This window comes from Streptomyces sp. NPDC020422 (assembly GCF_044386705.1).
Classification (GTDB): domain Bacteria; phylum Actinomycetota; class Actinomycetes; order Streptomycetales; family Streptomycetaceae; genus Streptomyces.
Genome location: NZ_JBIRVJ010000001.1, coordinates 286,545 through 299,404, shown reverse-complemented (window position 1 = coordinate 299,404; position 12,860 = coordinate 286,545). Strand labels below are relative to the sequence as shown.

Genomic DNA, 12,860 nt, shown 5'->3' with positions numbered 1-12,860 from the left:
CAGGATACGGGCCGCGCCCCCGGCGGCGGAGGGGGGTTCAGCGCGCCCCGGCGAGGATCACCGAGCGGGTGAGGTGGCGGGGGCGGTCGGGGTTGAGCCCCCGGCGGGCGGCGAGGGCGACGGCGAGGCGCTGGGCGCGCACCAGGGCGGCGACCGGGTCGACGGCGTCGGAGACGAACCGGGCGCCGGTGGCGCCGACTTCGTCGGCCAGGCCGGACGGCACGGGGCCGAGGCACCAGACGAGGCTGCCCGGGTCGCTGATGCCGATCGGCCCGTGCCGGTACTCCATCGCGGGGTACGACTCGGTCCAGGCGCGGGCGGCGCCGCGCAGCTTGAGCGCCGCCTCGTCGGCGAGCCCGACGGTCCAGCCGGTGCCGAGGAAGGTGAACTGGCCGTGCCGGGTCCAGCTCGCGGGCAGCGGTTCGTACAGGGCGAGTTCGGCGTCCACGATCGAGGGTCCGAGGTCGACGCCGAGGCCGGCCCGCAGCAGCTGGAGCGCGGTGGTGGGGAACCGCGTCTGCACCACGGAGCGTTCGTCGGCGAAACCGAGGTCGAGGACGGCGTCGGCGAGACGCGCCGCCGGGCTGCCGGGCACCCCGGTGAGGAGCAGGGTCGGGACGTGTCCCGCGGCCCGCACGAGCAGGTCGGCGACCTCGGTCGTGGTGCCCGAGCGGCTGAGCGCGACGATCCGGTCGTAGCCCCGGCCGAGCGGGGTCGGGTCGGAGGCGGGGAAGGCGTCGGTCTCGCCGCCGCCGAGGGACTCGCGCAGGGCGGCGTAGGCCCGGGCGATGAAGTACGAGGTGCCGCAGCCGACGACGGCGACCCGCTCGCCGGCGCGGGGCAGCAGTTCGGCGCGGTCCGCGGCGATCTCGGCGGCCCGGCGCCAGCAGTACGGCTGGCTGGCTATCTCGATGTCCACATGGGTGGTCATATGCGTCCTCTCCGGACCAGGTCCCGGATCGGACGCCGGGGCTCGGACGGTGTTGTACCCCGGGAGACGCTAGCGAACAATGCGCAAACTGTGAGGAGAACTTGGACTTTCATGCTCGCTTCTTGGGGTAAACGCTCACCCTCGCGCACTCCGGGGCGCCCCGCACGAGGCCCGCACGACCAGTCGCGGCCGCAGCCGCACCTGGTGGAGCGCGGAGGCCTCGCCCTCGGCGAGGCGGCGCAGCAGGATCTGCGCGGCGAGCCTGCCGAGCTGGAACTTCGGCGGGGAGACGGCCGTCAGCGGGGTCTGCGCCACATCGGCGAACTCGTTGTCGTAGCTGATCAGGGCCAGTTCGCCGGGGACCCGCAACCCCGCGCGGCGGGCCGCGGCCAGCACGAGGGCGGCCTCGCGGTCGCCGAAGCAGAGCGCGCCCGTGACCCCGGCGGCGCGCAGCGCGGCCACGGCGCGGTCGGCCCGCTCCGCGTCCCACTCCCCCATCGCCGCGCTCACCCGGCCGGGATCCGGCAGCCCCAGGTCGGCCACCGCGCGGGCGAAGCCCGACCTGATGGGCGCCGTGGTCGGGGCGTCGGAGCGCACGACGAGCCCGAGCCGGCGGTGGCCCAGGGCGTGCAGGTGCCGCACGGCGTCGTAGGCTCCGCCCTCGTGGTCGGTGCAGACGTGCTCGGTGGGATCGCCGGGGCCGTGGGCGGCGAGCCGCCGTTCGACGAGGACGGCGGGCACGGGCAGGGCGAGCAGCTCCTCGGCGCGCCGGCCCGGGTCGGTGGCGGTGTGCAGGGTGGGCACGAGCAGCAGCCCGTGGACGCCGGCGGACAGCAGCCGCGCGAGGGCCGCGTCCTCCTCGGCCGGGTCGTAGTGCGAGCAGGCGAGGACCAGCCGGGCCCCGGCCGCGGCGAGCTCCTGCTCGATGCCCTGCAGGACGCGGGGGTAGTAGAAGGCGGTGTCGGGGACGAGGACGCCGACGACCCTGCGGTCGGCGCGCTCCTCCTCGGCGCGCCGGCCGGCGAACGTGCCCACGCCCTGGCGCCGTTCGACCAGGCCCAGCGCGACGAGGTCCTCGTACGCCCGCCGGACCGTGGTCACGGAGACCCCGGCCTCGGCGGCGAGCGCGCGTTCGGTGGGGAGCTTGCTGCCGGGCGGCCAGGTGCCGTCGAGCAGGCCGCGGCGCAACTGGGCGGTCAGGGCGCGGAACTTCAGCTCGCGTCCGGAGACCGGGATCCCGCCGTGTGCCACCGGACCCCCTGGTGCTCCGAGCGCCGAACGCGTGCCGATCGCACGCCGATCGGGTCGTGGCCGGGGTGCCGACCGCCTGCCGACCGCGTGCGCCGCGCATCCTATCCCCGGTCAGAGCCCGCCGCGCCGGTCAGAGGCCGCCGCCCCGGTCAGAGCCCGCCACTCCGCGCGGAGCCTGCCGCCCCGGTCGGAGCCCGCCGCCCCGGTCAGAGCCCGCCGCTGGGGTCAGAGCTCGCCGCGGGCCAGGGCCAGCAGGCGGTCGAGCACCCGCGGGCCGCCGGCCCTGACCCCGTCGTGCTCGTACTCGTCGGTGACCCAGGTGCGCAGCCCCCGGATGGCCCGCGCGGTGTCCAGGGAGTGGGCGGTGTCCACGTACATGTCGTCGTGGTAGACGGCGGCGGCCACGGGGACCTCGTTGGCGGCGAGCCGTGCCGGGTCGTAGAGCGGGGCCCAGTCGGTGCGGGCGGCGAGGAGCTCGGCGGTCTCGCGCAGGGGGCGCAGGGCGGGGTCCGTGACGAAGTGCCAGGGGTGGACGGTCTCGCCGGTGAACAGCAGCGGCCCGTCGCCCGCCAGCGTCTTTGCGGCGTCGAACCGCGGGAACTCTGCGCGCACGCGTTCGGCGGCCCAGCCGGTCGGGCCCTGCCCCTGGGCGTAGATGGCCTCGTGCAGGACGGCGTACAGCGGGTGCCCGGCGTACGAGAGGTGGGCCTGGACGCCTTCCAGGAATGCGTCGGAGAGGGCCGGTCCCGCCGGGGTGGGGACGAAGGCGTCCTCCAGGAGGAGGTGGAGCTGGTGGGTGCCGTCGCCACCGCCGAGGAGGATGCCCAGGGACTGGAAGGCCTCGGGGGTGAGCAGTCCGCCGCCGGGCAGGACGACCTCGTGCTCGGTGAGGTGCGCGGCGATCCGGCGGGCCCGCTCGACGTCGTCGGGGTAGCGGGCGTAGTGGGCCTCGTTCTTGCGCTGGACGCGCGGGTAGGCGGCCCGGTAGACCTCGTCGGCGGTTGCGTTCAGGGAGGGCAGTCCGCCGGTGACGAGGACGGTCTCCAGGCCCTCGGGGGCGGCGCCCAGGTAGTGGGTGGCGCAGAAGCCGCCGAAGCTCTGGCCGAGGACGGTCCAGGGGGCGCCGCCGGTCAGCTGCCGGCGGATCAGCTCGCAGTCCCTGACGATGGAGTCGGCACGGAAGTGGGCCAGGTAGGCGGCCTGTTCGCGGGGCCCGCCGCGCAGCGGCAGGGTCTGCCGGGTGGCGGGGGTGGAGCGCCCGGTGCCGCGCTGGTCGAGGAGGAGGACCCGGAACTCCCGCACGGCCCGCCCGAGCCAGGCCTGCGGGCCGATGAAGCGGCGGGCGCCGAAGCCGGGCCCGCCCTCCAGGTAGAGCAGCCAGGGCAGGTCGGTCCTGGCCGCCTTGTCGCCCGCGACGACCTCGCGTCCGTAGACCTCCAGGGTCTCGCCGTCCGGGCGGTCGTGGTCGAGGGGCACGGTGAAGCGCCGGTCCGTGAGGACGAGCCCGGGCTGGCGGTAGGTGGTCAAGAGTGCTCCTGTGCGTGACGTACGGGGCGCCCGTCGGTGCCTCAGCGCTGGAGGACCGCCAGGACGTTCTTCGCGGGATCGGCGAACCAGGCGACGGACGGGCCGCCGCCGGCCTGGCGGGCGATGCCCTTCTCGTCCTGGTCGAACTCGGGGTAGCGCAGGGTCTCCACGCCCTTGGCCCGCAGCTCGTCGACGGCCGCGTCGACGTCGTCGACGACGAAGTTGAGGATCGTGAAGCTCGCCGGGATGTGCCGGTCGCCCTTCGGGTAGACGAAGACCCTCGCCCCGCCCGCGAGGGTGAGGAAGAGGACCTGCATGCCCCCGTCCGCGCCCTCGTCCTCGACGGACGTCTGGAGGCCGAGCGTCTCGCCGTAGAAGCGGCGGGCCTCGGCGAGGTCGTCGACCGAGAAGCCGCTGAATGCCCTCGCGGTGCCGAACATGGCGTTCTCCCTTCGGTGGCACGTCTTCTGACGTCCCATCAGGGCACACCACGGCCCGCGCACCCGGCCGCGCCCGCCACGCGGAAACGGCCGGATGGTCCCTCGCCTGTCACCCTCGCGTGAGGGCCCGGATCAGGGCGCGATGGGGAGCCGGCGCTTGTGCTCGGTCAGCTCGTAGCGGCGCACGATCGAGGCGAAGGCGGCCTCGCCGACCGGCTTGCCCTCCAGGAAGTCGTCGATCTCGTCGTACGTCACGCCGAGGGCGTCCTCGTCCGGCTTGCCCGGGTCGAGGGTCTCCAGGTCGGCGGTCGGGGTCTTCCAGACCAGCTCGGCGGGGGCGCCGAGCTCGGCCGCCACGGCGCGGACCCGGCGCTTGGTGAGACCGGTGAGCGGGACCAGGTCGGCGGCGCCGTCGCCGTACTTGGTGAAGAAGCCGGAGACGGCCTCGGCGGCGTGGTCGGTGCCGACGACCAGGCCGTTGTGGGCGCCCGCGACGGCGTACTGGGCGATCATCCGCTGCCGGGCCTTGATGTTGCCGTGGACGAAGTCCTGGTGGTGCGCGTCACGGAAGGAGACGCCGGCGGCCACGGTGGCGTCGAGGGCGGCGTCACTGGCCGGCTTGACGTCCACGGTGAGGACCTCGTCGGCGCGGATGAAGTCGAGGGCGAGCTGGGCGTCGTGCTCGTCGGCCTGGACGCCGTAGGGCAGCCGCATCGCGTAGAAGGTGGCCTGGTGGCCGGCGGCGCGGGCACGCTCGACGGCGAGCTGGCAGAGCCGACCGGTGGTGGTGGAGTCGACGCCGCCGCTGATGCCGAGGACGAGGCAGCCGAGACCGCTGGAGGTGAGGCGCTCGGCGAGGAAGGCCACGCGGCGCTCGATCTCGGTGGCCGGGTCGAAGGTCTCACCGACCTCGAGCTCACGGGCGATCTGCTGCTGCAGGGCGGTGGTCTCCGGGTCGGTCACGGAATGCTCCTCGGTCATGCGGGATGTGCGGCGTCCGGGTCGACCCTACGTTGCCGTGGCCGGGGCTGTCGCCCTGCCCCGCGCCACCGCCCCGGCGCCCCGCCGCGCCGTCGGCGCTAGGTGACGCAGAGCACTTCCACCCGCTGCACCAGGTTGTTTCCGAAGCCGCCCCGGTTCCACGGGGCGGTGAGCGGCTGGGTGTGCCCGGCGGCGTCGGTGGCGCGGACGGTGAGGAGGTGCGGGCCGGGGACCGGCGTCCAGGTGGTGTGCCAGGCGGCCCAGGCCCAGGGGCGCCGCGGGTCGGCGGTGACCTCGGCGTCGGTCCAGGTGCGCTCCCCGTCGGTGCTGAGCTCGACGCGGGTCACGGGCGCGTGGCCCGACCAGGCGCGGCCGGCGAGCGGGACGGGGCCGGGGCGGACCACGCGGGTGCGGGTCATGAAGTCGGGGAAGCCGGGCGGGATCATCAGGGCCCGGGGCGCGATGACGTCGACGGGTTCGCCGGGCTCGTCGGGGCCCTGCCGGTAGCGGTAGGCGACGGACTGCTGGAAGCCGGTGAAGGGGGTCGCGGTCACGGTGACGTCCCGCAGCCACTTCACCGAGGCCATGCCGTACCAGCCGGGCACGACCAGGCGCAGCGGGTGTCCGTGCTGGGGCGGCAGCGGGGCGCCGTTCATCGTGTGGGCGACGAGGACGCCGCGGTCCGGGTCGGCGGCGAGGGCGAGCGGCAGGCTGCGCCGGTAGTCCTGTTCCGTGCCGCGCTCGACGCCGTGGTCGGCTCCGGTGAACACGGCCTCGACGGCGCCTTCCCCGACGCCGGCCTCGGAGAGCAGGGCGGCGAGCGGGACGCCGGTCCAGTCGGCCGTGCCGACGGCCTCGACGAGCCAGGGCTGGCTGACCGGGCGGGGGCTGAGCCGGGCCCGGCCGTTGCCCGCGCACTCCAGGGTGACCCGGTGGGTGACGGAGGGCCGCGCCCGCAGCTCCGCGAGGCCGAGGTCGAGGGGCCGGCGCACCAGGCCGCCGACGGTCAGCCGCCAGTCCTCGGCGTCGGCGGCGGGGATGTCGTAGTGGACGAGGACGTAGTGCAGACCGGGCGGGGTGGTGTCGTAGCGCAGTGCTTCGAGGGGCAGTCCGTGGTTGCGGGCGGCGAGGGCCAGCTCCGCCGTGCCGATGCCCTCGTCGGGTCCGGCGACGCGGCCGGGGGCGCTCACCTCGCCGAGTCCGGCAGGGCCCGGCGCACGGCCCGTACCGCTCGTGCCGTCCGTACCGTCCATGCCTTCCATGGTGCTGCGCCGGTGCGTCCCCGGCACCCCGGAGCCCTCCCGGCCCTCCCCCGCGGCGGGCCCCCGCCCCGCCTTCAGTCCGCCTCGACCGTGACCGTGACGGAGTGCAGACCGGTGGCCCCGTCGGGCATGGTCCCGACCCACCGCTCGGTCTGGACCGCGCCGGTGCCGTCGGTCGCCCGGGCCGTGAGGGTGTGCCGTCCGGGCTTAGCCGGCCAGCGGTAGACCCACTGGCGCCAGGTGTCGCGGCCGTCCTCGGTCCCCAGCTCGGCGTCCTGCCAGGGGCCGTCGTCGACCCGCACCTGGACGCGTGAGATGCCCCGGTGCTGGGCCCAGGCGACCCCGGCGACGGGGACCGTTCCGGCCTTCGGACGGCTGAAGGCCTTGGGGGTGTCGATCCGGGACTGGGTCTTGACGGGGGCCTGGGCCGCCCAGCCGCGCGGCACCCAGTAGGCGTCGTACGCGGCGAAGGTGGTCAGCTCGATGGAGGTGATCCACTTGCAGCCGGAGACATAGCCGTACAGGCCGGGGACGAGCATGCGCACCGGGAAGCCGTGGGCGAAGGGCAGCGGCTCGCCGTTCATCCCGAAGGCGAGCAGGGCGTCCCGGCCGTCCATGACGGTCTCGACGGGGGTGCCGATCGTCATGCCGTCGACGGAGCGGGCGACGAGCTGGTCGGCCGGGCCGCCGGCCGAGGGCGGGCGCACCCCGGCCTCCCGCAGCAGCCCGGCGAGGCGCACGCCCAGCCAGCGGGCGTTGCCGACGTACGGTCCGCCGACCTCGTTCGAGACGCAGTTGAGGGTGATGTCGCGCTCGACGACCTCGCGGCGGAACAGCTCGGCCAGGGTCAGGGTGAGCTCGCGGGCCACGCCCTGGCCGTGGATGCGCAGGGACCAGGTGTCGGCGTCGATCCGGGGCACGACGAGGGCGGTGTCGACGCGGTAGAAGTCGCCGTTCGGCGTGACGAAGGGGCTGATCCCGTCGACGCCGAGCTGCGCCCCGGGCGGTACGGCGGGGGCGGGCGAGGCGGGGCGGGGCAGCCGGAGGGCCTTGCGGGAGGAGGTGGCGTGCTCGGAGCGGGTGGAGCCGACCGAGCGGGCGAGGAGGAGGGCGCCGGTCGCCCCGAGGAGGGTGCCGGCCCCGGCCGCCAGGAACCGCCGGCGGGCCTCCTCGGGCGCCTGGCCGGAGGGGCCGGCGAGCCGCCGGGTCAGCAGGTACAGGACCAGCGCGGCGGCCGCGGCCCCGGCCAGCGAGGGCAGGGCGTCGGTCCAGGACTCCGAGTCGGGGCGGGTCACGGCGGCGAGGGCGCCCACCAGACCCAGCCCGCCGACCCCGGTGAGGGCGGCGGCACGGCTGCGCAGGGCGAGCGTCCCGAGCCCCGCGGCGAGGGCGGCGAGCAGGATGAGGACGCCGGTCTGGAGGACGGTCTTGTCGCTCTCGCCGAAGGTGCGGATGGCCCATTCCTTGACGCCCGCGGGGGTGTGGTCGACGACGACCCCGCCGACGGCCGCGACGGGGGCCGCCTCGGGGCGGACGGCGACCGTGACGAGCGCGGCGAAGGCGAGCCCGCCGTATCCGGCGAGCAGTCCGCCGAGGGCGGCGGGGAGGCGGTCGGTGCGCGCCGGGGCGCGGGGCGCCTCGGGCGGCGCGGGCGAGAAGGTCATGCCCTTCGTTTCGGCAGCCCGCCGCCCGGGGCTGAGCACCCGCCGTCAGGGGGGCCCGGCCCGCCCCGGCTCGCCCGGGGCGGCCAGGTCCTCCACGGCGTCGGCGCCGACGACCGCGCCGGTGGAGCGCTTGCCGCGGCGCAGGCGGCGCTCCAGCCAGGAGGCGAAGGTGGTGAGGGCGAAGTTGAGGAGGACGAAGACGACGGCGACCACGGTGAAGGAAGCGATGGTGTTGGCCCCGTAGTTGGCGCTCATCGGGCGAACGGAAGCGAGGAGTTCGGAGAAGCCGAGCATCGCGCCGCCGAGCGCGGTGTCCTTGACGATGACGACGAGCTGGCTGACCAGGGCGGGCAGCATCGCCGTCACCGACTGCGGCAGCAGCACGTACGCCATGGTCTGGCCCTTGCGCATGCCGATGGCCTTGGCCGCGTCGATCTGGCCGGCCGGCAGCGCGAGGATGCCGGCGCGGACGACCTCGGCGAGGACGGAGGCGTTGTAGAGGACGAGCCCGGTGACGACGGCGTACAGCGGCCGGGTCTCGGGGCTGACGGCGGTGAACTCGGCGTAGGCGGCGTTGGCGAAGAGCATCAGGATCAGGACGGGGATGGCGCGGAAGAACTCCACGACCGTGCCGGCCGCGCCGCGCACCCAGCGGTGGTCGGAGAGCCGGGCGATGCCGAAGAGCGCGCCGAGCGGCAGGGCGATGGCCATGGCGAGGGCGGCGGCGGTCACGGTGTTCCTCAGTGCGGGCAGGAGGTAGGTGCTCCAGACCCGGGAGTCCGTGAAGAACGGGGCCCACTTGGCCCATTCGAGCTGGTTCTTCTCGGCGAGGCTGCCCACGACCCACCAGACGACGGCGCCGACGGCGAGGACGAAGAGCAGGGTGTACAGGAGGTTGCGGCGGCGGGCGCGGGGTCCGGGGACGTCGTAGAGGACGGTCCCTGCCCGCTTGCTCTCCTTCATCGCTTCACCGCCACCTTCTTGGCGATCCAGCCGAGGAGCAGTCCGGTGGGCAGGGTGAGGCACAGGAAGCCGACGGCGAAGACGGCGGAGACGAGCAGCAGCTGGGCCTCGTTCTCGATCATCTCGCGCATCAGCAGGGCGGCTTCGGCGACGCCGATGGCGGCGGCGACGGTGGTGTTCTTGGTGAGGGCGATCAGGACGTTGGCCAGCGGGCCGACGACCGAGCGGAACGCCTGGGGCAGCACGATCAGCCGCAGGGTCTGGGTGAAGCCGAGACCGATGGCCCGGGCGGCCTCGACCTGGCCGAGGGGGACGGTGTTGATGCCGGAGCGCAGTGCCTCGCAGACGAAGGCGGAGGTGTAGGCGGTGAGGCCGAGGACGGCGAGCCGGAAGTTGATGGTGGTGAACTGCTCGGCGCCCAGGCTGACGCCGAGGGTCTGGAACAGGCCGAGCGAGGTGAAGACGATGATGACGGTGAGGGGGATGTTGCGGACGATGTTGACGTAGACGGTGCCGAAGCCCCGCATCAGGGGGACGGGGCTGACGCGCATGGCGGCCAGCAGCGTCCCCCAGACCAGGGAGCCGATCGCGGAGTAGACGGTCAGCTGGACCGTCGTCCAGAAGGCTCCCAGCAGGTCGTAGCCTTCCAGGAAGTCGAACACGACGGCCCGCTCACTGGACGACGACGCCGATCTTCGGTGCGGGTTCGGCCTGGTATCCGGCGGGGCCGAAGTTCTTCTGCACGGCCTTCTCCCAGGACCCGTCGGCGACCATCTTCTCCAGGGCCTTGTTGATTTGGTCCTTGAGCGCGCTGCCCTTCTGGACGCCGATGCCGTAGTTCTCGTTGCTCAGCTTGAAGCCGCCGAGCTTGAACTTGCCCTTGAACTCGGGCTGTGCGGCGTATCCGGCGAGGATCGAGTCGTCGGTGGTGATGGCGTCGATGACGCCGTTCTCCAGGCCGGTCAGGCACTCGGAGTAGCCGCCGTACTCCTGGAGCTGCGCGTTCGGGGCGATCTTCGTCTTGACGTTCTGCGCGGAGGTGGAGCCGGTGACCGAGCAGAGCTTCTTGTTGTTCAGGTCAGAGGGCTTGGTGATGGAGTTGTCGTCGGCGCGGATCAGCACGTCCTGGTGGGCGAGCAGGTAGGGGCCGGCGAAGTCGACCTTCTCGGCGCGCTTGGCGTTGATCGAGTAGGAGGCGGCGATGAAGTCCACGTCGCCGCGTTGCAGCAGCGTCTCGCGGTCGGCGCTCTTGGCCTCCTTCCAGACGATGTCCTTCGGGTCGTGGCCCAGTTGCTTCGCGACGTAGGTGGCGACGTCGACGTCGAATCCGGTGTAGCCGCCGTCGGGGGTCTTCAGGCCGATGCCGGGCTGGTCGAACTTGATGCCGACGGTGATCTTCCCGTCGTCGTGCCGGTGGGCCGCCCCGCCGGAGGCGTACGCGGTGCCGGTGAAGGAGAGGACGACCGCGGCGGCCGCGGCGATGGTGAGCCTTCGGGTCCGGTGCGGATTCATGGTCATCACCCCACGGTGATACGGATGGTGTACGGGTCAGTGGTGGAGGATCTTCGACAGGAAGTCCCGGGCGCGCTCGCTGCGCGGGTTGCCGAAGAACTCCTCGGGCGTGGCCTCTTCGACGATCCGGCCGTCGGCCATGAACACCACGCGGTTGGCCGCCGAGCGGGCGAAGCCCATCTCGTGGGTGACGACCACCATCGTCATGCCGTCCCGGGCCAGCTGCTGCATCACCTCCAGGACCTCGTTGATCATCTCCGGGTCGAGGGCCGAGGTCGGCTCGTCGAAGAGCATGACCTTCGGGTCCATCGCGAGGGCGCGGGCGATGGCGACCCGCTGCTGCTGGCCGCCGGAGAGCTGCGCCGGGTACTTGTCCGCCTGGCCGGCGACGCCGACCCGATCCAGGAGCGCACGGGCCCGCTGCTCGGCACTCGCTCGGTCCTTCTTGCGGACCTTGATCTGGCCGAGGGTCACGTTGCCGAGCACGGTCTTGTGCGCGAAGAGGTTGAAGGACTGGAAGACCATGCCGACGTCGGCGCGCAGCGCGGCCAGTTCGCGACCCTCGGCGGGCAACGGGCGTCCGTCGACGACGATCTCGCCGGAGTCGATCGTCTCCAGGCGGTTGACGGCACGGCAGAGCGTGGACTTGCCGGAACCGGAGGGGCCGATGACGACCACGACCTCGCCGCGGTGGATGGTGAGGTCGATGGATCGGAGGACGTGGAGCGTCCCGAAGTGCTTGTCCACGCCTTTCAGTACGACGAGCGCGTCACCGCCGTCCGGGACGGGCATGGCACCCTCCTGGGTCACCGCCCCCGTTTGCCGCTCCCTCCTCTCGTTCATGCTCCGCCCTCCGCCGGACGGGCGCACGCCGGGGGCCGTCCCGCCATACGGGACGGCCGGTGAAAGGCCTTGCCGGTGCGGCCCGGGCTTGCTTGGATCGGGCGGTGATCTATGCGCGACCGGACGACACCCGGCCTCTACCGGAGTACCTGCGCGCCGAGGGCGCCGTGCTCACGGACTCCCTGATTCCGCTGGTCGACCGCTTCCGGGCCCGGCAGGCCGGGGACGGCACGGTGCCCAGGCCCGACGGCGCCGACCGGGCCCTGCTGCTGCGGATCCGGGAGGAGGGTGCCGCCTGGTGCCGGCGGCACGCGCTCGACGGACAGGCCCGGGCCCTGGAGGAGGACATCGACGGCTGGCTGGCCGCCGGGCTCGACTCCCGGCCGTTCTTCGCCCGCTCCATGGGCGCGGTGCCCCGGGTCGCCGCGGGCGAGACGGTGTTCCTGCTCGCCCCGGCGCACGGCTCGGGCGAGCGGCTGGAGTGCCTCTTCGCCGCGCGCGCCACCGGGGGCTACCCGGTCCTCGTCCGGGTGGCCGGCAGCGAGGGCTTCGACCGGGGCATCCGGCCGGGCCTCTTCGTCGAGCGGGCCCGGCAGGGCGCTGCCGCCGTGTGACGCTCCCTAGCCGGTGGTCTCGCGGGCGGCCATCTCGATGAGGTCGGTGACCGCGCCCGGCTGGGAGGCCAGGGAGGCGTGGCCCGCGTCCAGCTCGATGGTCTTGACCGGGTCCATCCGGGCGGCCATGCGGCGCTCGTTGTCCGGGTGGATCATCCGGTCCTCGGCCGAGACCTGGTACCAACAGGGCTTGGCGCGCCAGGCGGGCTTCGTCACGTTGTCGCCGAAGGTGGAGCCGAGCGGGGCCTTCTGGGTGACGGCCATGACGAGGGCCTCGTCGGCGTCGAGGTCCTGACAGAAGCTCTCGTGGAACTTGTCCTGCCTGATCCACAGGTAGCCGTCGGAGTCCGGGGCGATGTTGTCGAACGCGGCCGGCGGGTGTTCCTGGCTGAGCTGTCCCGGGCTCTCGCCCGCGTCGGGGGCGAAGGCGGCGACGTAGACCAGGGCCCGGACGTTCGGCAGGTCTCCGGCCTCGGTGATGACGGCACCGCCGTAGGAGTGGCCGACGAGCACGACGGGGCCGGCCGCCTGGCGGATCATCTTGCGGGTGCGTTCGGCGTCGTCGGCGAGCGAGGTCAGCGGGTTCTCGACGGCGTGCAGGTCGCCGAAGCCGCGCCGGTGCAGCTCGGTGATGACGTGCGACCAGTGGGCGGCTCCGCCCCAGAATCCGTGGACGAGGACGATCGAGGGCTTTTCTGCCATGAGAGGCACCGTTTCTGCGTGGGGTTCCCCCGGGCGCTCCACGCTAGGCGGAGGGTGATCGTTCCGCCACCGAGCGCGAGGTCGTACGGCGTCCGTGTGACGGGCCGCGCGGGGCTCCTGCGCACGGTGCGCGGGCGACGGACACTGGAGGCGGGACGCACCGCTGTCGC

13 protein-coding genes are annotated in these 12,860 nt (G+C 73.8%); 1 reads left to right on the top strand and 12 read right to left on the bottom strand.

Annotation, left to right across the window (positions count from 1 at the left end):
* Window positions 1–37 precede the first annotated feature (37 nt).
* The 11 genes from ACH414_RS01420 to ACH414_RS01370 all read right to left on the bottom strand — a co-directional run bounded on the left by ACH414_RS01420 (window position 38) and on the right by ACH414_RS01370 (window position 11,323).
* Window positions 38–931 (bottom strand): SIS domain-containing protein, encoded by an 894-nt coding sequence (locus tag ACH414_RS01420; protein WP_382534291.1) that lies wholly within the window; start codon window positions 929–931, stop codon window positions 38–40.
* A 135-nt stretch (window positions 932–1,066) separates the two neighbouring features.
* Complete coding sequence (locus ACH414_RS01415) at window positions 1,067–2,182, bottom strand: substrate-binding domain-containing protein (RefSeq protein ID WP_386561817.1); 1,116 nt, start codon at window positions 2,180–2,182, stop codon at window positions 1,067–1,069.
* 225 nt (window positions 2,183–2,407) lie between these two features.
* Window positions 2,408–3,709: an alpha/beta fold hydrolase gene (locus tag ACH414_RS01410; protein ID WP_386561816.1), complete on the bottom strand. Its 1,302-nt coding sequence runs from the start codon at window positions 3,707–3,709 to the stop codon at window positions 2,408–2,410.
* Between the two features lie 41 nt (window positions 3,710–3,750).
* Window positions 3,751–4,149, bottom strand: coding sequence for a VOC family protein (locus ACH414_RS01405; protein WP_386561814.1), 399 nt, complete (start codon window positions 4,147–4,149; stop codon window positions 3,751–3,753).
* 132 nt (window positions 4,150–4,281) lie between these two features.
* Complete coding sequence (nadE, locus tag ACH414_RS01400) at window positions 4,282–5,130, bottom strand: ammonia-dependent NAD(+) synthetase (RefSeq protein WP_382534284.1); 849 nt, start codon at window positions 5,128–5,130, stop codon at window positions 4,282–4,284.
* Window positions 5,131–5,228: 98 nt separating this feature from the next.
* Window positions 5,229–6,383 (bottom strand): sulfite oxidase, encoded by a 1,155-nt coding sequence (locus ACH414_RS01395; RefSeq protein ID WP_398940526.1) that lies wholly within the window; start codon window positions 6,381–6,383, stop codon window positions 5,229–5,231.
* Between the two features lie 83 nt (window positions 6,384–6,466).
* Window positions 6,467–8,056 carry a molybdopterin-dependent oxidoreductase gene (locus ACH414_RS01390; protein WP_398940525.1) on the bottom strand — a complete coding sequence of 530 codons (1,590 nt, stop codon included), beginning with the start codon at window positions 8,054–8,056 and terminating at the stop codon, window positions 6,467–6,469.
* Window positions 8,057–8,101: 45 nt separating this feature from the next.
* Window positions 8,102–9,019 (bottom strand): amino acid ABC transporter permease, encoded by a 918-nt coding sequence (locus ACH414_RS01385; RefSeq protein WP_398940524.1) that lies wholly within the window; start codon window positions 9,017–9,019, stop codon window positions 8,102–8,104.
* Complete coding sequence (locus ACH414_RS01380; protein ID WP_382534276.1) at window positions 9,016–9,681, bottom strand: amino acid ABC transporter permease; 666 nt, start codon at window positions 9,679–9,681, stop codon at window positions 9,016–9,018. Before ACH414_RS01380 ends, ACH414_RS01385 begins: the two co-directional genes overlap by 4 nt.
* Before the next feature lie 10 nt (window positions 9,682–9,691).
* Complete coding sequence (locus ACH414_RS01375; protein ID WP_382534274.1) at window positions 9,692–10,537, bottom strand: glutamate ABC transporter substrate-binding protein; 846 nt, start codon at window positions 10,535–10,537, stop codon at window positions 9,692–9,694.
* 30 nt (window positions 10,538–10,567) lie between these two features.
* The gene (locus tag ACH414_RS01370; protein WP_382534272.1) at window positions 10,568–11,323 is read right to left on the bottom strand and encodes an amino acid ABC transporter ATP-binding protein; all 756 of its coding nucleotides are present in this window, start codon (window positions 11,321–11,323) and stop codon (window positions 10,568–10,570) included.
* Between the two features lie 155 nt (window positions 11,324–11,478).
* On the opposite strand from ACH414_RS01370, the gene ACH414_RS01365 reads away from it, so the two are divergent.
* Complete coding sequence (locus ACH414_RS01365) at window positions 11,479–11,988, top strand: hypothetical protein (protein ID WP_382534270.1); 510 nt, start codon at window positions 11,479–11,481, stop codon at window positions 11,986–11,988.
* Window positions 11,989–11,994: 6 nt separating this feature from the next.
* Here the strand turns inward: ACH414_RS01365 and ACH414_RS01360 are convergent, their stop codons facing one another.
* Window positions 11,995–12,690 carry an alpha/beta hydrolase gene (locus tag ACH414_RS01360; RefSeq protein ID WP_382534268.1) on the bottom strand — a complete coding sequence of 232 codons (696 nt, stop codon included), beginning with the start codon at window positions 12,688–12,690 and terminating at the stop codon, window positions 11,995–11,997.
* Window positions 12,691–12,860 lie beyond the last annotated feature (170 nt).